The 21,771-nt window shown below is 41.6% G+C and carries 25 protein-coding genes; 15 read left to right on the forward strand and 10 right to left on the reverse strand.

Features of this window, described 5'->3' with window-relative positions:
• Window positions 1–216: 216 nt before the first annotated feature.
• Complete coding sequence (locus tag ACJJIR_RS16380) at window positions 217–441, reverse strand: hypothetical protein (RefSeq protein WP_444906146.1); 225 nt, start codon at window positions 439–441, stop codon at window positions 217–219.
• Window positions 442–574: 133 nt separating this feature from the next.
• Here ACJJIR_RS16380 and ACJJIR_RS16385 point away from each other — a divergent pair, with 133 nt between their 5' ends.
• The 3 genes from ACJJIR_RS16385 to ACJJIR_RS16395 all read left to right on the forward strand — a co-directional run bounded on the left by ACJJIR_RS16385 (window position 575) and on the right by ACJJIR_RS16395 (window position 1,702).
• Complete coding sequence (locus ACJJIR_RS16385) at window positions 575–820, forward strand: helix-turn-helix domain-containing protein (protein ID WP_444906147.1); 246 nt, start codon at window positions 575–577, stop codon at window positions 818–820.
• Window positions 821–983: 163 nt separating this feature from the next.
• Complete coding sequence (locus ACJJIR_RS16390; RefSeq protein WP_444906148.1) at window positions 984–1,499, forward strand: hypothetical protein; 516 nt, start codon at window positions 984–986, stop codon at window positions 1,497–1,499.
• Window positions 1,499–1,702 carry a hypothetical protein gene (locus ACJJIR_RS16395; RefSeq protein ID WP_444906149.1) on the forward strand — a complete coding sequence of 68 codons (204 nt, stop codon included), beginning with the start codon at window positions 1,499–1,501 and terminating at the stop codon, window positions 1,700–1,702. The genes ACJJIR_RS16390 and ACJJIR_RS16395 overlap by 1 nt, the downstream gene beginning before the upstream one ends.
• Window positions 1,703–2,028: 326 nt before the next feature.
• Here ACJJIR_RS16395 and ACJJIR_RS16400 read toward each other — a convergent pair whose 3' ends face one another.
• Window positions 2,029–2,622 (reverse strand): hypothetical protein, encoded by a 594-nt coding sequence (locus ACJJIR_RS16400; RefSeq protein WP_444906150.1) that lies wholly within the window; start codon window positions 2,620–2,622, stop codon window positions 2,029–2,031.
• A 53-nt stretch (window positions 2,623–2,675) separates the two neighbouring features.
• On the reverse strand, window positions 2,676–3,233 hold the full coding sequence (locus ACJJIR_RS16405; protein ID WP_444906151.1) for a potassium channel family protein: 558 nt from the start codon (window positions 3,231–3,233) through the stop codon (window positions 2,676–2,678).
• A 1,774-nt stretch (window positions 3,234–5,007) separates the two neighbouring features.
• Between ACJJIR_RS16405 and ACJJIR_RS16410 the strand changes: the two genes are divergently transcribed.
• The 4 genes from ACJJIR_RS16410 to ACJJIR_RS16425 all read left to right on the forward strand — a co-directional run bounded on the left by ACJJIR_RS16410 (window position 5,008) and on the right by ACJJIR_RS16425 (window position 8,222).
• Window positions 5,008–5,451, forward strand: a complete 444-nt coding sequence (locus ACJJIR_RS16410) for a hypothetical protein (protein WP_444894940.1) — start codon at window positions 5,008–5,010, stop codon at window positions 5,449–5,451.
• A gap of 10 nt (window positions 5,452–5,461) precedes the next feature.
• Window positions 5,462–6,226: a hypothetical protein gene (locus ACJJIR_RS16415; RefSeq protein ID WP_444894941.1), complete on the forward strand. Its 765-nt coding sequence runs from the start codon at window positions 5,462–5,464 to the stop codon at window positions 6,224–6,226.
• A 19-nt stretch (window positions 6,227–6,245) separates the two neighbouring features.
• The gene (locus ACJJIR_RS16420; protein WP_444894942.1) at window positions 6,246–6,989 is read left to right on the forward strand and encodes a DUF2971 domain-containing protein; all 744 of its coding nucleotides are present in this window, start codon (window positions 6,246–6,248) and stop codon (window positions 6,987–6,989) included.
• A gap of 94 nt (window positions 6,990–7,083) precedes the next feature.
• A protein-coding gene (locus ACJJIR_RS16425; protein ID WP_444905442.1) for an IS3 family transposase occupies window positions 7,084–8,222 on the forward strand; the annotation gives its coding sequence in 2 pieces (ribosomal slippage) (window positions 7,084–7,333 and window positions 7,333–8,222; 1,140 coding nt in all).
• 150 nt (window positions 8,223–8,372) lie between these two features.
• On the opposite strand, the gene ACJJIR_RS16430 is transcribed toward ACJJIR_RS16425, so the two are convergent.
• Both ACJJIR_RS16430 and ACJJIR_RS16435 read right to left on the reverse strand, forming a co-directional pair.
• Entirely contained in the window at window positions 8,373–8,621 is a 249-nt protein-coding gene (locus ACJJIR_RS16430) for a hypothetical protein (RefSeq protein WP_444894943.1), read from the reverse strand.
• A gap of 30 nt (window positions 8,622–8,651) precedes the next feature.
• Window positions 8,652–9,200 carry a hypothetical protein gene (locus ACJJIR_RS16435; RefSeq protein ID WP_444894944.1) on the reverse strand — a complete coding sequence of 183 codons (549 nt, stop codon included), beginning with the start codon at window positions 9,198–9,200 and terminating at the stop codon, window positions 8,652–8,654.
• A 354-nt stretch (window positions 9,201–9,554) separates the two neighbouring features.
• On the opposite strand from ACJJIR_RS16435, the gene ACJJIR_RS16440 reads away from it, so the two are divergent.
• The 3 genes from ACJJIR_RS16440 (at window position 9,555) to ACJJIR_RS16450 (ending at window position 11,785) form a co-directional block, all read left to right on the forward strand.
• Window positions 9,555–9,986: a GFA family protein gene (locus ACJJIR_RS16440; RefSeq protein ID WP_444894945.1), complete on the forward strand. Its 432-nt coding sequence runs from the start codon at window positions 9,555–9,557 to the stop codon at window positions 9,984–9,986.
• Window positions 9,987–10,706: 720 nt separating this feature from the next.
• Window positions 10,707–11,126, forward strand: a complete 420-nt coding sequence (locus ACJJIR_RS16445) for a hypothetical protein (protein ID WP_444894946.1) — start codon at window positions 10,707–10,709, stop codon at window positions 11,124–11,126.
• Window positions 11,127–11,128: 2 nt separating this feature from the next.
• A complete protein-coding gene (locus tag ACJJIR_RS16450; protein WP_444894947.1) occupies window positions 11,129–11,785 on the forward strand; it encodes a hypothetical protein in 657 nt (218 codons plus the stop codon).
• A gap of 516 nt (window positions 11,786–12,301) precedes the next feature.
• Here ACJJIR_RS16450 and ACJJIR_RS16455 read toward each other — a convergent pair.
• Window positions 12,302–13,201 carry a hypothetical protein gene (locus ACJJIR_RS16455; protein ID WP_444894948.1) on the reverse strand — a complete coding sequence of 300 codons (900 nt, stop codon included), beginning with the start codon at window positions 13,199–13,201 and terminating at the stop codon, window positions 12,302–12,304.
• Between the two features lie 937 nt (window positions 13,202–14,138).
• Here ACJJIR_RS16455 and ACJJIR_RS16460 point away from each other — a divergent pair.
• The 4 genes from ACJJIR_RS16460 to ACJJIR_RS16475 all read left to right on the forward strand — a co-directional run bounded on the left by ACJJIR_RS16460 (window position 14,139) and on the right by ACJJIR_RS16475 (window position 17,773).
• Window positions 14,139–14,306, forward strand: a complete 168-nt coding sequence (locus tag ACJJIR_RS16460; RefSeq protein WP_444894949.1) for a hypothetical protein — start codon at window positions 14,139–14,141, stop codon at window positions 14,304–14,306.
• Between the two features lie 173 nt (window positions 14,307–14,479).
• A complete protein-coding gene (locus ACJJIR_RS16465) occupies window positions 14,480–15,856 on the forward strand; it encodes an amidohydrolase family protein (RefSeq protein ID WP_444906152.1) in 1,377 nt (458 codons plus the stop codon).
• Between the two features lie 151 nt (window positions 15,857–16,007).
• The gene (locus ACJJIR_RS16470; RefSeq protein WP_444906153.1) at window positions 16,008–17,039 is read left to right on the forward strand and encodes a sensor histidine kinase; all 1,032 of its coding nucleotides are present in this window, start codon (window positions 16,008–16,010) and stop codon (window positions 17,037–17,039) included.
• Window positions 17,036–17,773, forward strand: a complete 738-nt coding sequence (locus tag ACJJIR_RS16475; RefSeq protein WP_444906154.1) for a LytR/AlgR family response regulator transcription factor — start codon at window positions 17,036–17,038, stop codon at window positions 17,771–17,773. The genes ACJJIR_RS16470 and ACJJIR_RS16475 overlap by 4 nt, the downstream gene beginning before the upstream one ends.
• 269 nt (window positions 17,774–18,042) lie before the next feature.
• Here the strand turns inward: ACJJIR_RS16475 and ACJJIR_RS16480 are convergent, their stop codons facing one another.
• From ACJJIR_RS16480 to ACJJIR_RS16495, 4 genes are all read right to left on the reverse strand, one after another.
• A complete protein-coding gene (locus tag ACJJIR_RS16480; protein WP_444906155.1) occupies window positions 18,043–18,720 on the reverse strand; it encodes a DUF7822 domain-containing protein in 678 nt (225 codons plus the stop codon).
• A 514-nt stretch (window positions 18,721–19,234) separates the two neighbouring features.
• Complete coding sequence (locus ACJJIR_RS16485; protein WP_444906156.1) at window positions 19,235–19,501, reverse strand: hypothetical protein; 267 nt, start codon at window positions 19,499–19,501, stop codon at window positions 19,235–19,237.
• Window positions 19,502–19,526: 25 nt separating this feature from the next.
• Window positions 19,527–19,754, reverse strand: coding sequence for a hypothetical protein (locus ACJJIR_RS16490; RefSeq protein ID WP_413664682.1), 228 nt, complete (start codon window positions 19,752–19,754; stop codon window positions 19,527–19,529).
• Window positions 19,755–20,186: 432 nt separating this feature from the next.
• Window positions 20,187–20,684, reverse strand: a complete 498-nt coding sequence (locus tag ACJJIR_RS16495) for an SMI1/KNR4 family protein (RefSeq protein WP_444906157.1) — start codon at window positions 20,682–20,684, stop codon at window positions 20,187–20,189.
• Between the two features lie 871 nt (window positions 20,685–21,555).
• Between ACJJIR_RS16495 and csrA the strand changes: the two genes are divergently transcribed.
• Complete coding sequence (gene csrA / locus ACJJIR_RS16500; RefSeq protein ID WP_299588813.1) at window positions 21,556–21,735, forward strand: carbon storage regulator CsrA; 180 nt, start codon at window positions 21,556–21,558, stop codon at window positions 21,733–21,735.
• The last annotated feature ends 36 nt before the right edge of the window (window positions 21,736–21,771 follow it).

Raw genomic sequence — 21,771 nt, forward strand, 5'->3', positions numbered from 1 at the left:
TTATTGAGAAGGTTCTATTGTTCATTATTGTATTTACACTGATAATTAGTGTATTGAGGTTCTATCTGTAGTTGAACCCATCTGTGAAAATTTGTAACACCAGAAAACTTAACGACTAGGCGGCGTCTGCTGGTGATTCAATTTTGATAATTGGCTCGTTTTCTTGTTAGATGTTTCCTATTGCCTTCCTGTACACATCTTCCACTTAGCATTGAGTCAGGGGGATTCACTTTCCTGTAGAGAGAGTTTAAGTGGAAAGAGTAGCCCTGGGAGGATGGCCTTTTCCTCCTGGATGATAGCCTTAAGGGCTGCTTCACGAGGTCCAGGTTGGGACCACTCCATGACTAACTCTCGGGCAAGGCAGAGTGCCTCCAACTCTTGTAATTGAGATAGAAACACTTGAGTGGGTACTTTTGAATAATTCGCTAGAAGGTTTCCCATATCTCCCCCTGAATTCACCTAAAGTAATAATTTTTGTTAACTTTATAATAGTATTGGTTGCATTTATTGTATTGTCAACAAAAATTATTAACTTGTTAACTTTTATTGTTACTATCTTGGAATCATGAGACAGGTGAATAAACAAGTGATTACGGGAATACAGGTACGGATGGCTAGAAGTGGCCTGAAATGGAGCGCCCAAGATCTGGCAGAGAAAAGTGGAGTGGGCCTTTCGACAGTTAACAAGATTGATCGAGAGGATGGAATCCCTTCTGTGCGTATTCAGAATCTTGTAGCTATTGAGCAGGCTCTACTTGCTACTGGTCGTGTTCGCTTTGAAGGGGAAACTGGTGTGTTTGTTAAGCCTTTTGAAGGCTGACATCTATTAGGAGGAGTAGTACTTTTCCTGCCAATACGGGCTTGCCGAATACATGAAATCACAAGATGACTCACTACCCAGCGTAAAGACCCGCTGAGTTGTATGGCAAGCTTGTGGTATGGTGGAAAAAAGGATTAACAGCTTCAAGGAGTGAGGTAACACAATGTCACTACCCTCAAGGATCGAGGCAGAGCAGCGCTATGAAAAGCTGCGCGCACTCGCTTTGGAAGTTACACAGAATTCACTAACGGGTAATTTGAAACTAACTCAAATTACCCCTCGGGCCCTAGAGGCTACCCAAATCTGGGGATCCTCAAGGCTTCGGCAGTACAACTGGGACTGGCCGCAAAACTACAGCTACTACAAGAAAAGCTACCCCAAGCGTTTTGAAATCGCCGTGTGGGAAAACAACATACTTACGGCTATCTCTTTAGGCCGTCCTACCTATCATGCTACAGGGTTGCGCTTGGATGTGGTGGAAGCCATGCCGCGTGACCTGGGTGAACGCTCCAATGTATTCGATACGATTATCCTAGCGTATGAAATCTATGCGCGGATGATCAATGCCAATCATATTAGGATTATGAATCCGGTTAATGAAACGGTGAAAGCCTTCTATGAGAGATACGGATATCAGTACATCGCCAAGGGCGACTACCTGACAAGAGATATATTGTGATGACTGATAAAGACAAAGTGAAACGCCTGGCTGAGCCCAGACAAAAGAAAGGCTGGACGCAAAACGAAATCGAAGAATTTGCCAAGCGCCGCAGCCGTGAACTAAAGAAAATTTCCGAGGATATTGAGGAGCCTGATCACCTCGCCTCTGGTACCCAAAAATCTATCGAGGAGATATGCAAGGATGACGACAAAGACGAATAAGCCACCGTCAGATAAGGAAAAACAGTTTGAACCGCAAAAGGGGGAGGTTCACCCAGTAGAGGCTAGAGTAAAGGCCACTATTTTTGCTGCTCAGATTAAGGCTCGAATGAAAAGTAAAGGTGCTCAGCTGAAATAACAAGTTTTCTAATCTTTTTGGTAGAATGGTTTTCCTTACATAAAGATTTGAAATGGGTTTTATATGGCTGAAGCTGAAATCAGCTATTAGAGCACCCTGGCGCTTGCTTTTTGCAGCGGCCCTCAATAAGAGTTTTCTTTGTCGCTCAATTATATAGGTGATTTATATTGTTAATTTAAAAAATTATTTTTCACATAAATTGTGATGACAAATGAATATAAGACCTCAAGTCTTTATATTTTTCAGAGAGTGTATATATTGGGTAAGCTTGCGGTTGGTTTATCGGAACGATGAATCCTGATCTTTGAAGACCGCAAACAATTGCTATAGCTCCTCCTTGAGATATTTTTAATGTTTCAGATATTTTTTCATAGAGTTCTCCGCATTTTTTTATAATAAGTCTTCCATCTTCTTCAGAACTATAAGTTAGAATTTCCCCGCACAAGGATAAAGTGAGCAGTTCACGCTCGGATAATGCAGATACAGAAATAATAACTTCATGAAAGATATCTGAATTATTTTTGATTGCTTGAGACTTTACACCGTTTACAAATATTTCAATCAAAATATCGATCTTTAGCCTTCCCGATGACTTCTGTATTGCGTCGCTAGCATTTATTAAGGCACTTACAAAATTGTCATCTTGAACGGCCTCATCATTAATAGATATTCCCCCTGATTTTAGAGCTTCTAGAAGTTTCTCTATCCTATTCCATCGAAAGCGCTCCAAGGCTTGGCTTATAAATGTTTTAATTCCTCCAGATGAGATAGTGGTGATTTCCATGCTTCCCCCTTAATTACTTGATTGACATTTCATAAATGGTTATTTCGTATTCGCTATGTTTTTCGATCTGTTAACGTTATTATTTTTCCTACTAATATAGCCATAAAAATATAACCTAAGAGCACCTCTACCATTGCCCATGGCATAGAATCTTCTGTTGGGGTTAGATCTCCATAACCAAGTGTCGTCCAAGTTACAATGCTAAAGTAAAGGGCTTGTGAAAAACTGGGCTTTTGACCCGCTGGTATAGCATCCCCATTCAGGCCAAAGATCATATAAATTAGGCTGAAATAAATTAGGGTAAATGCAAGCATTCCAATATACGCAATTAGTCCGTAAATACTTCTGTCTGAAGCATAGAACCTTTTTGCAAAATAAAATGCACATATTGATGTGATTGTGAATGAAACCCAGATTAAGTTTATCCCGGCTTTAGCTGAGATAACTAAAAAAATATAGGAGACTAGCATCCCCAATAGTGAGATATTTAACCGATCTTTAAGTCCCTTTGATAGATCATCATATAACTTACCCTTGGCCCGCTGCCATCGTTTTGAGATCGATTTTTGAAACTTCGACCTCGCTTTAACTTCCGAACTGGCATCCTCCATAAAGACTCCTTGCTTAAGACTGAATTCTAGATCGGCGGGATATCTATAAGCATATGTAGCCGACCTTTCCTTAAAGTATTTTGCTTCTTTTGGTTACGTTATTAAACCCTCTATCTAGCTATACAACTAATACGCTTGTTCCAATTGTGGGGCTGAACTGTTACACCTTTCTGCTGTGCCACTTTAGGGGTTACAAAAGGGTGTGACAGAGCAAAGCCAATAACCATGGGGCTTACAGCCATTCTGTAACACCTGTACACCTGTAACACCTTTATTCGAGAGGGGGAGAGGTTCGCCGTCCCCTTACCCCTTTGGCTGGGCTAAGACTGCGGAGTGGGGAAGCTATCAACTTGTGAGATTTGGGAACAATATATCTCAGCAGAATATTGAGAGGGCATTACTAAATAGTTTCATAGGCTCCATTCGAAGCTGTTTGGCTATGCTTACTTCTTGCACAGGGTACGCAGATTTTGCGTACCTCTGGCGGTAGGGGAGCGAATTTAATTTACTTTCATCTGTGGTAACTCCGGCTGTGAATATCTACCTGACGTAACGGCGTAGCTCCAATTTAAGGCTGAGTCTTTGGCGGGCCAGAGAATTCGATATCTCTACTTCTGGGGAAATGTGGAGATTAACTGCCAACTAGTTGGCTTCATGGCTATGGTTAAACGCTAAGCCAAGCTTAGGATTCAACGGGTCCTCCTAAGGGGGCCAGCACACGAGTGATTCGGGCGCGTGTTTTTAACAGATATCTGATTTTTCCTAGGGGGGTTATACCCTCCTCAGAGACAGTTAGGGGCAAACCCCTAATTCGGGGTTTGGTGTTCTGACCAGCTGAACCTACGGGGGTAGGTTGGATATCTGGCAGCCTTGTATCCGGTACGGCCGTCCTAGCTTAGATTTCACAATGGTTTAATTCAGGTAGGCGGGAGTAATAATTAGGTAGTTGTTCTGGGCGTTTCAAACCGACAAAGTGTCGGTTTTGGTCTGGCAGTGAAAACCGGTGATTTGCCGGTTTTGGTTTAACTCTCAAAACCGCCAATCCTGCGGTTTTGGAGGAGGTGAAGCATAGGCCACCTGGATATTGAAGTGATGTCGTACTTCGCTACTCCATCTCATGTGCTCTACTAGCCGCTCATGCTCAAGCCGGTCCCCTGTCGATTGCATGCCAAACCGCCAGATTAGCGGTTTGAGGTATATGTAAACAGGCTAAAGCTAAGGTCAAACTCAGGTGGTACGGCAAGATGTGTATAGAGGCTCTTTTTAGTGGTATGCCCTGTTGTTGAATGCCTTCAATTGAGGAGCAGGAATTCAAAGTGGTGCTACATTTGGTGCTACTTTTTCCGGGGTTCCACCCAGAGGTCCTGGAATCACTAGCTTTCCAGTCGTTTTTCGAGTCCGGCCTCTGACCATCTCTCAAACCCGCGTCAGCCCTAGCTCTCGCGGGTTTTTCATTTCTGCACAGGCAACTTTGTAAACGACTCTTTTGTTGGTTTTAACGCCAAAGTGTCAACAAAGTGTCAACGCAAAATCACGTTGACACTTTGCTACCCCGTAAGCCATCCGGCTGTGCAATATCCTTTCACTTCTCTTCGCAACTCTTCAAAGTGTGAAATCCAATTCTTACCCAAACCCCGCACCAGCTCAGGCCAGGGCCGCTAGTCTCATTTCATCAACCAAAACAGCGCCCAAAATCGGCAGGCGTGGGGAGGAGTGACCGACGCCCCTTTTTGCTGCACAATTATTGATCACAAATAATCAGAGGGAGCTGGTAATGCGAATTTTTACGGGGTTTTTAAGGGCTGGGGTGTGCTTGATAGCTTTGACTGGCTGCCAGGACGCAATGAAGGAAAATGAAATCCATCCAACGGCAGACAACCTGATAGAAGTTGATCCAAGCCGGCTAAAAATTGTAGAAATCAAGGAAGGCGATAATGGCATCCTGGTTGTTGTTGGTGAATCAACAAGCCGCCTTTGCGACATTAGAGTAAGTGAAGCAACGCTGAATCAACTCGTCGCCACCAACTCCATTGAAGAAAGAAGAATAAAAGCTAAATGTCTTTGGGATGGAGCCACTTACAGTCTCTACCCTTCACCTTTTTCTACAGCCGTATTACGCATTGACGAATCAACGGTCACGATTGACCTTCAACTGCTAGACCCTAAAAATAAAAAATATCTAGCATTTACAAAAATTGATAAAAATATTCACAAGTGAGGTAAGAGCTATGCTCGCTGAAATTATAACCTGGGTGCCATTACTACTAACTGCAATCTGCAGTGGTATCTCTGCTTATTGTGGGGCCTATCTTAAAGCGGCTGGAAAAATGCGTAAACTTAATGAGTCACTAGATGAAACCACTAAACAAATTAGATCGCACACCCAAGCAGCTGAAGAAGTAAGAAGCAAACTATCCAAAGAAATGTGGGTTGAACAACAAAAATGGGAGTTCAAAAGAGATTTATACCTTCCCATACTAGACATACTTGTTGAACTTCATGAAAAATGCCTCAAGGCGAACAAAATCATGAATGTGATTGGAAATCTTGATGATGAAGACTGGGATCGATATCAATCAGATAGAAATAGCATTATGAACGATACGAAGGAGTACATTTCAAGAGAGGTTGAACCTCTAGAAGAAAAACTATGGACACTTACCTTAAAAAAAGGCAACTTATTTTTAGATGATGAAATAACCCAGCACATCGAAAACCTTCGCAATGCAGAAAATATTCGTAGTCGAGAATCATTTAAACAATATCAAAATGATGTGAAAAACGGTCGAACTTCCTTTGATGATATTAATTCATATCATAGCGAAGAGATTTCAATATCGCACAAAGCTGAAGCCGTAAAAAAAGCCTACAGATTATTATTAGATTCAGCAAGGCGAGATCTTGCGTTAAACGCAAATCCCATCAACCCCACAGATAAAAAAAGTGAAACTTTAAGACCATCAGAAACACATACTGAAAGCTGCCCCGCGTAAACATTGGATCAACATGGTTATGTCTCCCTACCTAAAAGAAATAGATCTTGATAAATATATATACAGAATAATCTCTCTAGAAAGACTTCTGGAACTTTTTGCAACGAATGAAAACACACTTGTAAAACCTGAACTTTGGGATGACACATTCGAAAACTTCATACTAAAGAGAAAAGTTAAGCAAGAAACAGGCGAGATAAAAGAGTTTGATCTTCACAATTATATATTCGGGCAATGCTGGACTCTTGCTAGTTCATCTGACGCCATGTGGAGAATTTACTCCCCCAACAAGGACGGCATAAGAATTAGGGTGAAAGTTCGCGACTTAATAAGCAGCCTGCATGATGCACAGAGTAGTAAATGGCCAAAAGATATGACATGCTGCATTGGAAAAGTTGAATATTTAAGCGAAGATAAATTAATGGAAAGAGCAAACTCTACATTTTCCGGTAATGGAATAGAGGTCGGAAAAATATTTGGAAGTTTGCTCTTAAAGCGAAAAGCTTTCGAACACGAAAATGAAGTTAGACTTTTATACCAAAACTGGGAAACTGAAAAACCGGGGGAAATTTACAGGTACAAAATAAACCCTCACAATTTAATAAGCCAGATAATGATTGATCCCCGAAGAAAAGAGAGAGAGTTCAGCACCTTGAAAAAGATTATCATCAAAGCAACTGGATATAAGGGAGATATTAAAAGATCCTTACTATATAGGCTTCCAGAAGATACAATTCTTGATTACATGAAAGATCAAGCATAGTAATCGCACCAACTCATTGACGCCATTAAAATGTAGTGGTCTAATCCTTCCGGACACTTCGCTAAGATGGTAAAACTACCAAGCGAGGTGAAGTATGACAACAAAAGGTACACGTCGGCATTTCAAGCCGGAATTTAAGAAAGACGCCGTAGCGCTAGTCTCTGAGCAAGGGTATTCAATTTCTAAAGCAGCAGAGGCTGTAGGAACAACAGCCAATAACCTGCGACGCTGGATAAAGGAACAGAAGCAGGAAGAAGACGGTGTGAGGTTGGATGTAGGCGAGCGCGCAGAATTAGAGCGATTACGACGTGAAAATAAGCAGTTGCGGATGGAGAAAGAAATCCTAAAAAAGGCCAGCGCCTTCTTTGCGAAAGAAATGAAATAAAGTACAGCTTTATTGAAAAACAGCAAGGCAGCTTTCCTGTTAGGGTGCTCTGCCGGGTAATGCAGGTAAGTAAGACTAGTTATTACGATTGGTGTTGCCGTGGTAATAGCTCAATAGATGCTCAAACATGGCAACTATGCCATCGTTTGAAGGCCCTATTTGCAGAATCTAGACAGAGTCTCGGAAGTCGTCGGTTAATGAAGCTGTTACGTAAAGAAGGCTTTGAAGTCGGGCGCTATCGAGTCCGCAAGCTCATGAAAAAGCTAGGCTTGGCAGTAAAGCGCAAGAAGCGATTTACACTGACGACAGACAGTAAACATCACCTGCCTGTCGCAGAGAACCTTCTGAATAGGGAGTTCTCACCGAGTGCTAAAAATCAAGTTTGGACGACTGATATTACATATATTTGGACTTCGCAGGGCTGGCTGTACTTGGCGGTAGTGATTGATCTCTATTCGCGCCGGATTGTTGGTTGGCATCTAGATCGCAAGATGGAAACGGCCCTGGTAACTCGTGCGTTGATGATGGCTGTCAATTTGCGTACGCCCCCAAAAGGTCTCCTGCATCACTCTGATCGTGGCAGTCAGTATGCCAGCCATACCTACCAAATGTTATTGAGTCAGCAGGGGATGGTGTGTTCAATGAGCCGTAAGGGAAATTGTTGGGACAACGCACCGACTGAACGTTTCTTCAGCAGCCTGAAGCGGGAGTGGTTAACGGGAAACCTCTATCCGACAAGGGAGGATGCGGTAGCAGATGTAAGAGCCTATATTGCTTATTACAACTCACGCAGAATACATACAACACTGGGAGATCTAGCCCCTATCGAATTTGAGGAATGTGCTTAAAGAAGTGTCCGGCTGGAGTTGACCACAACAAAAATCACATAAAAATTTAGCAGAAGAAAGCTTTTATACTCCTAAGTTCAGCATAGAAATCCAGCGTAGACTGGATTTCTATCACGTCCATACTTATTCGCTGAGCGTGGCATCTTATTACTAGCACGTACGTTCTCTTTCCACCAATACCCCGCCCCTCTCAATCGAATACTCTGTAAACTTCCCTGTCACAATATCCAGAATTTGCAGCCAAGAATAAAACAGCGCTTTTTCAGATTTAGCAATTTTCTCTGCCAGCTCTTTTGCCACCTCTTGAGTTGGCGCAGAGTCTCTAAAGCTCTTAGCTCCGCCATTCATCAAGTGAACCCGCTCCGCGAAAATGGCGTACCTGTTTACTCTATTATTCATAACTTCTCTCCTTTTAAGTGTATAACCAGCTTAAGCCCGCACCGCGCTAAGCTGAGATTTCAAAGTATCCGCACTGCTTTTGTGCCCACTAATTGCCGCCTCTTGGGTTGGCTTTTGCCCACTCCCTGGGTGCGAGTGAGTCGCCAGGGTGGCGGCCAGTGCAGACACTACGCCTATTAAATCCTCTAGCACTTTCAGCACATTTAAAGATTCACTACCTAACCAAACCTTGCCACCATCTTTTACTTTGATGGTTTGGCGAACCTTGGCCACTGATTCGCGAATATTTCCGATTTGTTCCTTTAAGTCGCGGCCCGCTGAAATATTAATATCACTGGCTGTTGTAATATTTAGATTATCCAGCGCGGATAAGTTCAGGCCGCCAGCAGATAAGAAACGTAAAGCTCCAAGTGCTTCAATAATTTTTACGCCAGCAATTTCCTCTATCGAATGCTCTTTAACTTGTCGGTACTCGTTGTCACAGCTGCTTTGCAATTCCGCAGCCTGAATAGTCCTACATAGTGAATTTTCCCGAATATCCCCGTGAGTTTCCCGGCTCCACTCTGCGTGTGCGTCCACTCTCTGCCGTACTGAGTCACTTTGCTGCCATGCTAAATCCTCACGGTCGAGCGCTGGGAGTCCTACCCTGTGCGATAACACCGTGCAAATAAATGGCTTATACGCCATTGCCTGCATAGTGCAACGGTAACAGTATGAAAAATGGCAAGCGATCAAGTAACAAACCACTACCATCTCGTAACTTATATCGACAAAGAACTGATAAATAACTAGCCAAGCTATCAATATTTATGTTTACATCACTTAATTAGACTAGCATTTATAATTTAAACAAAAAATCTTATAGATGATAAAAAGGCATTCTTAATTTAGATTCTTATTTTTAAGTGAACATTTGCTTCTACAGGCCATTATATGAATAGCAAGAATAAAATCACTTCCGGTGGCTGCTTGTGTGGAGCTGTGCGATATGAGGTTAAAGGGCCACTACGCAACGTAGTTAACTGTCATTGTAGTATGTGTCAAAAACTACATGGAAGTTTCGGCCCGCATACCAAAGCTCGCAAGGTCAACATTAAAATAACAAAAGATGACGGGCTGGCGTGGTATAAAACATCAGAAGTAGCCCGCAGAGGCTTCTGCCAGCAATGTGGTTCAAGCCTATTCTGGGAACCATTTAATCTCGATGCAACTGGAATTATTGCAGGATCACTGGATGGCCCAACCGGGTTGAAAACTATGGGGCATATTTTCACCGGCGAAAAGTGTGATTTTTACGAAATCGATGACGAACACCCTCAATTCAAGGAGTCATCTGATGGGCAACTAGTCAATGACTACAAATAGGTTATTTTTTTGAGCCAGAGTGATAGGGGCATGTTTTCGGTAATGCGGCCTCGTTTTCAAGAGCTTAAATACCGCCTGCTCCAGCCCACCAGTTCCAAATAGTGATTCAGCTGGAAAAGCACCCCTTTCGGTATGTTCAAATACTCACCACCGTCAAATGGAACAGATTTTGGGATTATTACCTAAGACTACCGGACTGAATCGAAGTGTGGACAGGCTCCTCATGCGTCTTGACGATACTGCCACAGATTGAGCTGAGATCTGCATAAGCCATACAGGCACATCAAGTAAAGCTTAGGGCTTAAAACGCCCCCCCTCCAAAACGCCAGCACAGTAGTCTTAAGCATTAGCTTGGCGAGTGATAGATTCGTTTGAACAGCTCATAAACCAGCTGATATCTATTAAACGCTCCCGCCATAGGGAGATGACTTCTTGTAGCACTTTTACTTCACAGTGATCAAGGGTATTGCCTCGAGGCTAACACTGGGAAAAACTGGAAGCTTTAAATAGATTTTACCAGGAGTAATTACCCCTGAAGGAGATTGCCTATTTGCAGATTTGGTGTTCACATAAAGCGCTATATGGTAGTGACTACTCATTAAACTGCAGACACCTAAGTCCATTTGTTATCGGACTGGTTTACCTAATGAACCTCTAAGATTCTACCCGGATAGTTGAAACATTATCATATTAGAAAAATATTGATTTCCAGAAATTCATATGAAAGTGAATGTTATTGAATTATTTATAACATCACTAGATAATTCCAGCACCATTTGGTTTTTTAATTCCAAACCAGTAACATCAAGAGGGATGTATATGTCTATTTTCTGGGTGGTTGATACTAAAGTAAGAGTTTTACCACAAAGCTCGCTACCTCAAGATGGTAGTACCTTCTACTTTGGAAGATCTATAGTTCCAGACGAATCTAAAGAAAGTGCTGTAGCTAGATTAACCGCCGCACTTGAAGAGGACTTCATGCTAGTTGAGGAGGTTTCCAACGTGACTACATATGATAGTCAGCAGTGGGAAACCGAAGCCGATGAAGACTTTGAGACCAAGGAATCTTATGAGGAAGCCCTCCAAACGGGAGAGATCGCATTCGGTTGTTTTTCGTCAGAGCTATCAATGGAGGATTAATTGTGACAAAGGGAGCCATGACAATAGCCGAAGGAAGTCAGGACAAAAAATTTAAAACCGATGCAACACTTATTTTAAACGGAGTACAAGAACATCAATATGTTCTTCGTACTGCTTTTGATTCACTGTCAGTTTGGAAAACCAAATATGCAGTCAGTGTATCGCCATTCTATCCCCGCCTAAAGACCAGCATTAAAGAGGCAGCTTTAATTGACAATGAAATCTGGGTTTTTGGTATAGATGGCACTAATTCAAACCATATAATTGACGCAGTAACAGTAGCCTCCCAATTCTATATGATTGAGCCTAGGGATATTCTTAGTAATATATATGTGAAAAATCTGAATGCCGAAGGAGAAGCCGGTCTTGAACTCAACTTCTTGGTCCAGCTGAATAAAGATTTATATAGAGCAACAACTGAGGCTATCATGGAGGCCTGCAGGCACTTTGGTATAAATAGTGAAGTAAATCTCCATGTATATAGCTCCAATATAAACCCAAAAATTCCTCAGAAAGATTTACATCAAGCAATGAAAGATGGAGGAGCCTCTTCAGTTGTTACAGACCCTAGAAATATGAAGTATAAGTCAGGAAACAACCTTGGTAGTAAGGGCGCCAATATTAGAACCAATATGCATGTAGCAAAATTAGAGTTTTAACTATATCGACATAAAATATAAAGCCTGATCGATCTAGTTAGTAAATTATTTACAGCTAGTATATAAATTGGGTTACCAGGAACAATTTATGACCCCATAATTTGGAGTATGATCCAACTTAGGGAACTAGCTCCCCATCTGGTAACTCATTCTATTTGATTTACAAGTAAATGCTCTGAATTTATATTCATATCCTGAATAAAAGAGCGAGATTCAAACTACCGAAAGGAGTAGATCAGCCAGGCGCGGATTATAGGAAATATCGAACACCATGTACCCAGTATTTATTGAGCGGAGAATTAGCTCCGCTCTGCAGCCTCCACTTACCCCACTAATCTATAAAAAGAAACCTTTAAAATTTCAGTTGAAAAACATCCAGTTCATAGATGAGATGCCCAGCAATTCTATGGAGGTTTTAGATCTCTATTAGCAGATCAATTACGCCCACATAAAGGGATAAAACCCCCTTGTAAATAACAAGCACTGAATATTTCTTAGTGTTAAAAACACTGGGCTTTAAGATACTCTAGTATATTTGAATTCAAAGTCTCCCCCACCAAATACAACCAGTAGAATTCCGGCCCCAAGTATTGGTAAATGCCCTATCAATTCATGAATACCGAGAATCGATGCAGTTAATAGAAAGAAACTTAATACCGTAAGAGTTGCTAACCGCGTTGACCAGCCCAACAAGATAACCAACCCAAAGCAGAACTCAGCCATTCCAGCAGAAAAAACGAAGGTCAAATCGGAGAAAGAATGCCACCCCAGATTAGACATAAAGTTCCAATGATAGTGCTGCAGAAATTCAAGACCCAAGTGAGGGTTTAGCCACTTATTGTGAACTGCCAGAGTCATAAGCTGAAGGCCTAGCCCGCAGCGTAAAGCAAGCAGTCCAAGATCTGGCTTTTGGTACAATATAAATGCTAGTGAAAGCCCTAAAAATTCAAAGCCATAATCAATCCAGATTGAGAATGGATAAGTAGCCATTATTGAGAGCAAGAGCGCGAAGATTAGATACCCGGAGCTTCTCAGGCTGACATCTACAATTAGCGCTATACCAATTACTAATTGAAACTCATTAACAAGACTTTGCTCTGGAGAGAACTCCAGGTTAGGGGCCAGTAATACCCCCAAAAAATAATTAAAAACAAAGGTTAACCCAATCAGTGCAGACGTGATATGCCAAATTTTGTGACGACCAATGTCGGACCAGAGGTAGGGAAATTTATTAGATGCTCTGTGAACAGCTACTGTTTCAAGCGGCTGTAAGGATCTATTCACCATACAGTATAGAAAGCCCCCCAAAAGAACTAACGCATATATCCAACTCCACTCAAACTCAACTGAATTACTACCGTTTTCTACAAACCAGCGTACATGAGACCACGCAGGAGGCGAAGCAAAGTAGCCCATAAAAGCTAGCACTAATAGGCAACTGTAGGACTTCCCCTGTGTACACATAATTCTTACCTCATTGAATACTGCTTATAGCCCGCAGTGAACTCATGCAGGCAAATCTTGCACGAGATCATATATAGTTCACGTAATTAGAGTAAATGGGGTAACTTTCACATTGCTAGGTAATTAACAAATGTGAAAAAAATAGTATTTTTAGGGGATTCTTTGTCAACCAAAAAATTTCTTGAAGCAAGTTCACAAAGTGTGAAATCATTGCTCATTGGTAATGATCACCAATAGATCTTAGCTATCTTGCGCGCGTCTAGAATGAGCATATTATCCGTCAGACAAATTGGGGAGCAACTACATAAGTCTATTTTTTATTAATAGTTTTACTAAAACCAAAAAAGTGCTGGTTATTTATGATTGAATTTAAAAGATATGCTCACATTGAAGACTTAAGGAAGGGGTAAATAGCACTAGTGAAGCAGAAGAGTTTTCTCTCTTTATTTGGCGGGTTGTTGATTCTATTCATGATGACCAGGAAAACGAAATAGAGATAATGAGCAGCGCAGGCAATCTTGAAATGTTACCTGATCTCGAATATGAAATATCAGATTATATGCAATCAGTAGGCTTCTACGATGTATGGTGTAGAGTGAGTAAACAGGCTTAATAGTACCAATACTCATTATTTAAGAATTGAAAATAGAAGCTCTACAAACCAGCTTAGTGTTGAGCTGACTAGTACTACTACCATCTCAAGCCTTTATCCCAACAATTCTGGGCACCCACAAAAGTAGCAGCTTCAAAGACAATCCATATTGATACCGCATAAAACGCTGAATCAAACTCTGCATAAATGGCCAGCCAAATAGGGGGTAACCAATGCCTATTCCACGCAGCGCGCAAATCTCATGAGTGGCCACTGCACTTACTTGAGTACATAAAGATGGCAAAAATATGGGGCCGGGTAAAAGATATGGACATCGTCTCAATTGGGGCGGCAAAAGCCAGCTGGCAGATTTCTCAAGATGCAGCAACTTATACCACAACAAGCAATTACAAGCCTGCCGTCCTTTATCTCAATAAAAAGACCGCTTTGAGCTGTCCTCCATAGTCAAGGCTAGCCCTGACAAGCCAGGAGCAGACACCACAACTCACTTCAATGCCACACCACTCACAGGCTTAAACTGTTCGTTCGTCTACGAATATGTCGATTCGTCACTTTTTTAAACACCGAGATTACTGTCGCTATAAGCTAGGTCAAAACTCAATAGGAAAAAAACTCTTATGAAAGTTACAGCCATTGCCTCCTGTTTACTATTAGCCTCAAGTAATAGCTTCGCCCTCGAAACCAAAAAGAGTGACTACGATTTGAGAATCGACAATGTACAAATATTAACCAGCGGTGCGGAAGGTTTTAGCGAGAAAAGCCGTATTTACATTCAAGATGACCGCATAGCCAGAATCACTCCAATGACCAGGACAGCCCTACCTGCCGAGAATACCCACGACGCACAGGGTAAATATGCGATACCGGGTTTGATCGATTTACATGTGCACTTAAGTGCATCCGGGTCAACTTATAAGAATTATCAGCATCTGCCGCTAGAAACCAACTTAAACAATCAACTCTATTATGGCGTTACCGCTGTCACTGACCTTCTGATGTCGAGCGAGATGATGCAATCTATATCCCAGTTGAACGATTTGGCTCCACTAGTATTTGCCTCCGGACCCGCCTTCACCAACCCTAGAGGTCACGGTACCCAATTCGGAGTGAAAGTTCATGAGATTGACAGTATCGAGCAAATCAGTGCGAGCTGGGATGCACACTTAAGTTACCAGCCAAAATTGACCAAAGCCATCATAGAGACGAAGAATGGTACTGCCGTCCCGCTCTCAGATGATGTACTCAATGAGATTGGAAAACGCTCCCAAAGCGCCGACTTACCGTTTTTTGTTCATGTCACTACCCTGGAAGATGGGAAACGAGCAATCAAGGCCGGGGCTACTGCTTTAGCCCACGGTATTAATTTTGAACCAGTGGACAATGAATTTATAAAGCTCATGCTACAAAACGAGGTTACTTATATACCCACTCTATCGGTGCTTCATAATCAGGCTGACGAACATGAAAATCAATCTATCACTCAATTAGACTTGGCGCCTATACATCCGAAAATGAAAGCCTGCCTGTTTAATGAAGTCCAGGCACCAATCGGCAGCAGAAAACTAGCGTGGCAGAAAAAAGCTATCGCATATAATAATGTGGTCGAGCTTGCTAAAGCTGGCATTAAAATTGGCACCGGCTCTGATTCTGGGGTCCCTTACTCGCCCCACGGACTGGGTTTAATAAGCGAGATATTAGCCTTGCAAAAAGCGGGCCTATCCAACCAGCAAATCTTACTCGCCACAACACAGGTTGCTGCAAAAGCTTTGAATGCAAGTGACGATATAGGGTCAATATCCCCGGGAAAACGTGCTGATTTTATTCTGCTAAACAAAAATCCTATTGAGAACATACAAGCAATTACAAACCCAGAAAAGATCTATCTTGCAGGTGTGGCGGTAGAGAGAAAACAGCTTATCGAGAAGAGTTACGCCACTCCCCCTATCGGTTCCAGTTGTGAATCTTCTTCGGAGAAGAAAGACCATAGAATATAAAAAGACCTCACAGTGTCAGCACTCATTTAAATTGTAATTTATGGGTGCTGATACTCACCTTTAGATAATAAGAAAACATATCAAGCTGGGTTGAATTAAAACTATCTTATCTTATTTAATCCCAATATAATTGGCCAATCCTGAATAAGCTATGATAGCTAGTGCTCATCAATATTTTATGTCAATACTAAAAGATCTTAAGCATCCTTTCTTTGCGAAATCATTTGTCGTCGTTCTATTACTAGATATAGCTTGCGTATTTGTTTTTTTTGAATCAGGAGATATAAGCTCGGTTAGCAGTGCTCTCACTGGTGCTCCGATATGGTTTGTTTTCTTTTATTGGCTACCCACCTGGTCCACAGCTCTCATTGTATTGCGCCTTAGGCGCAGAGGGTATCATTCATTGTTAATCGAGTGGATGATCCTGGTAGTCCATATGACTATTGGCAATCAGTGCGTTAGCTGGTTTATAGAGTACGCCTTTAATGTCGAAGGCGGTTTGAATATGGGACTGGGCATTATCTTTAATGGGCTAATGTGGGCTACCTGTTTATACTGTTCTTACGCCATGCTGGAATACCGCCATAAAGCCTCTGAGCAAAAGCTCGCCATGCAGAAAGCAAAATTACAAACATTACGTTATCAGCTAAATCCACACTTTATGTTTAACAGTCTTAATACTATCTCCTCCTATATTCATAGCGATCCAAACCTTGCTGATGAAGTTTTACATAAACTGGCAGATATTTTGAGACATTCTCTCGACACTGGCGATCTAGAAGAAACTACAATCAAAGAAGAAATCGAACTGATTAATAAGTATTTAGAGATAGAAAAAGTACGTTTTGGTGATAATTTGAAAGTAGAGATTACGGTAGACCCAAGAGCCAGTGATATCTCTATCCCTCCCCTATTATTACAGCCAATTTTTGAGAATTGCTTCAAACATTGTCGTACAATAGAAAACTTACATATTCAATGTCGTATCTACTTAAAGAATGACAAGGTAATTATTGAAGTCGCAGATAACGGATATGGATTTCAGGAAAGCGTTCTTAGTTTTATCCACTCACAGGGAACTGGAATTCATAATTTGCGCCAGCGCATTGAGCTACGACCAAATGGAAAACTTACTCTAAGCAATAAAAGCGGTGCCCACGTTAAAGTTGAGATGCCTGTATGAATTTAAGGGTCATTATTGCCGAAGATGAAGCACCGGCAAGGAAGAAATTAAAAGCTCAGCTGGCAACTATTAACTCTATTGAATTGGTTGCAGAAGCAAAATCTGGACTGGAAGCATTAACATTGATTGAGGAGCATCAACCACAACTACTACTGATGGACATTGAAATGCCTCATCTTAGTGGATTGGATGTACTAGATGCCCTAACTTACCAACCCTATATTATTTTCACAACTGCGTATTCTAAATTTGCCATTGATGCTTTTAACCACGATACAATCGATTACTTGCTTAAACCCTTCCCATTGCAACGCTTAAAAGCTGCCATTGAAAAAGCGGAGAAGCGAATCAAACTTATTCATAACAGTACTCGGGTAGGGGGTGAATCGATAGCACTAAAGCGCCTCGTAAGTAAGTGCGATGATCGCATGACCTTTATTGATCTGAACGATATTTCTTATATTAAGTCTGAACAAGGTTCAATTATTGCTCATACAGTGAAAGGCATCAAACCCTTACAAATGGGCCTAGATCAACTGGAGCAAAAGCTTAACCCAGATCAATTTCTACGCCTACACCGTAGCTATCTGATTAACCTGGACAGAATTTCGGAAATTCAGCGTTATTTAAACGGAAAATTGGCGGTGATTATTGATGATGAACAGAAAACCACTTTAATATCTAGCCGATCCGGAGCCGATAGATTGAAAATGATATTCGAGCAGGGAAGCTAGAAATCGCCATTTATTTCTTTATTCTTACACGATTAGACTGTGTTTACACCTTAAATGGAAATCAGGCTGAGTTTTATATGGAATACTGGAAAGTACGTTTTTGATACCATCTCATAAGCATTATCAAGTAATCATCCCAACATCATAAATCATAAACCATATCGACAAAAATAAAGTGCTGAACCAATTCAATACATTGGGAAAGACACAGAAGCCTCTAAAACTAGCCCAGCATTTCTTTAAGTGGAAATAAGAGTTTCGACATTCAATTATTCAAGAGACTCTTCAAATTCCTTTTTGCTCTCTAAATCGTAATAAAGGATATCACTCCAATACAAACCCACTGGAGGCTCACTCTCAACGTTGTCAAATTTATCATTGAACTGGAGCCCATAAAATGGACTTAAAACAGATTCTGAATTGTTTTCTGCCGCACTCTTTACAATATCAGCCGACACCTCTGGGTCTTCAGGAAGTGCATCAATAGCTGCTCCAGCTTCACGGCAAGCGATAATTTCGGATTCAACGTAGCCACGCAGAACTGACTCTTCAGAGTCATCCATACAGTCCAGCTCGATAGTCTCAAGCAGTAGATGCCTATCCTTATGCTCTTGAAGGAATTCTAACGTTTCATTTAGCATTGAATCCGGCAGATCCGTAATGTCTTTGCTAATAACTCGCAGAACTTCAACAAATTTCTTTAACCGCTCAAATCCTGCCTCAAACTCACTACTAATAGCATAAAGTTGAGTTTTATCATCAGGTGAATCGTCCTCAAAGCCATCCGAGACCAATGACGCGCAAAGATTGGGATTCCCGGACATTAGTACACGGTAGGTGAAGGGAATACTATATGGCCATTCAGATAAGCCTGAGATAGTCTCGGGGCGGTCTGAATAGGATTTAGGTTGATTACTAAGGCTATAAAGATAAGAACGATTTGCCATTTTGAGGCTCCCTATAAATACTGCCAACGGCACAACTTTATCGCTGTCATGCCTTTTCTGCTTAAGAAAACTATTGGATTGAAACTTCCTGGGCTAAGAAAGTCGAGAGTGGAGTTAACTATGTGTGCTTACCATCCAGTTAGTTGCTAATAACCATCGGTTCATTCGTAAATTGAGTAGATGGATAAGTTAGGTACTGACCGCCAGCGTTCTATTTCTGTTAGAACTAGACTCTACCACTACTGAGCCTGATTATGTACAAAGGGGCTTTATTTTAATGATATTTTTCAGAAATTGATTTTAATCAATTTCAGATTGGAGTTTTTCTAACTGTGCCGTAGCCAGAGCCATTCAACTTTACCCCTGTAAATAGCTCTGGTCACTCGGTAGATTATCAAACCACAACCTGCCTTAACCTGAACTTTAAATCACTCACGCTATACATGTAACTATTACTTACTTTTTCCACCCTCTGTCTTCGTTCATTAAGTCTACCTTAGTTACCAGGCTCCTATTATTCGGGGCACTCCCTTTCTTCCAATACCCCACCCCTCTTGATTGAGTATTCTGTATAACTTCCGGTCATTATATCGAAAATTTGTAACCAGGAATAAAACAGCGCTTTTTCAGATTTAGCAATTTCTTCTGCCAGTTCCTTTGCGGATTCCTCTGTGGGTGCAGAATCCCTAAAGCTTTTTGCACCACCATTCATTAAATGAACCCGCTCTGCAAAAATTGCGAACCGATTGATTTTTCTTCCCATAATTTGCTCCTTATCCATAAAAACAGCTTAAGTCCTTACATTCCTAAGCTGATACTTCCATCCAATTTATACTTCGCTCAACTCCTCGCATTTGCGCCAGGGTCAGCTCTAACTCCTCGCGTAGATTCATCTCTACTGATACCGAAAAGCTGCGTACGTATTTTGTATAGTTAAGGATACAGATAGCGTACATTGGCCGGTTGTTATAACCCGATCGGTAACGGCAGATCCGGATCGGCTCCCCGTCAATAGTGATACTTCTGGCTCCCATTGCTACCTCCACTCAAGATACTGTACATGCATACAGTATACGGTAAGAGGTTCAGGAACTGTCAAGTCACTATTGCCGCCAGTCCAGAGCCCACTCCGCCCATATCGCCCTTCTGCACGCGAAATTACCAGTGTTATCAAGGAGTTTGGTACGAGGGTAATCACCGTTTACGCCATAGCCGCAGATATACACTTCCTGTGTATTGGCAACCCAGTCGTATAAGTGCTGGGACAAGCCAAAGACTGTATAAGAAACGATCAGCGATCTATTTTTTGATTAAAAAATGATTAACAAGGCTTAAGGTGAGGGAACACCGGTGAGTAGTACATAGGCTACACCGCTCAACTCAATGCAAGGGAGAAGCAGAGGGGTTGTCGTAGAACAATGTGTATCCTGCTAGCTACCAGGAGTATTTGGGGAATGCTTGGGTAGTCAGCCTTTAGGAGGGTTTTGCGGTACCTCTAAGCTCTCTAGGCTTTTAGCCAGCCAGTCTTCATACCAGTTAAGATAGCTACTAGACCAAGGCTGTGGCTCACGGTAACTCTGAGTAACCCATACCTCTCCCCTATGAGCACCGTTAATAACTAACATAAATTCAATACCACAGCCTATTTCTGCAATATCAATGGTGCCTGCTGACATCGGATATTCATCTTCGTCATCCTGGTAATAGTGCGGAAGACCCTCTACGTTAGCACCATAAGAATGCCCAGCCCCAAAACCAATCTCAAGAAGAAAGGCCCGAAACTCCTGCGGTAAAGAAATGTTGTATTTCTTCTCGATACCGTTAACTTCTTCCTCCGAAAACCGACGGAAGTTATAGTTCCAGCGCTCTGCACCAAAGAGAGAACAATCCTTATCCAAACCACTCAGCCGCTTAAGTTGTTGTTTGATGCCCAGAAGTCGACTTTCTATATCTTGCGTACTCATACCGTCTATATTTTAAATATTGATAAGTTTCAATTCTGTCTAGATTATAACTTTTAACTCAACAGCTGAAGTACCCACTCCACATCCTGCTGCACTGTAACCTAACGAAGAGTGAGATTACTTCACTTTGTGCCATTTCGTAAATCTAAATTCGCAGCCATAATTACTGCGATAAGAGCCCCGCAAATAAAATAGAAAAATACAAACCACCCTTGAACTAAGGCACCTACTTACTTACAAGAATCAAAAGAGATATTTGCGATGTATACCAGTAATTTAATTTAGCCAATTTAATCTAGATCAACTATGGGCCCAACAATATCAAACTCCAACAGCAGGTAGCATATTTTTAAAACCTTAAATACAGCTGAAAAGATAGGCGCCGAAATGATCTTATTAGAATTTATTCAGATTGTTTTCAGTAACAAAACTGCGTAAGGTAAGTGAATATTTCTCGATATTTTGATCGCTGCTGAGCAGCGCTATTTATGAGCAAGTCGAATTCAAAATACTGAAGAACTTTATAAAAAGCCTATTCCCTCAAAGGAGAACGGTAGCGTGACATAAAAGTAAGTAAAAGTCGCTGACCCAAGGTGCTACCAACACCAGGGGCCAGCTAACCAAATTGATAAGCAACCTATCAAGATGGCTGTATGGATGATACGCTAGAAACCCGCTCGTCTTCAATAAAGTGGAGCACATTCAGTAACTTGAGGCACTTTCTCAAGTTCTGGCAGCGTTGTGTCCGTCTTTTCTACTTTTATGCTTACCGTTCCCGTGCCCCACCCCGCATTCACTCTTCAACTTTCTTTCACAGCTTTCCCATTGCGGAAAGGCTACCCATGGTTTGAGTATCATTAGGGAATAATATATGTTGATTTTGACTCGCCGAATTGGCCAAAACCTCAGAATTGGGGCTAATGTCTCAATCACTGTATTGAACGTTAAAGGCAATCAAGTACAAGTAGGAATAAAGGCCCCCAAATCTTTAGCCGTCCACCGCGAAGAAATTTATAACCGTATCCAGAGAGAACAGAAGATAGGCAAGTAAAATCTGTAAGCGGAAAACCTGGACCAATTATTGGGG

The organism is Microbulbifer maximicatervae (SeqCode), from assembly GCF_052467385.1.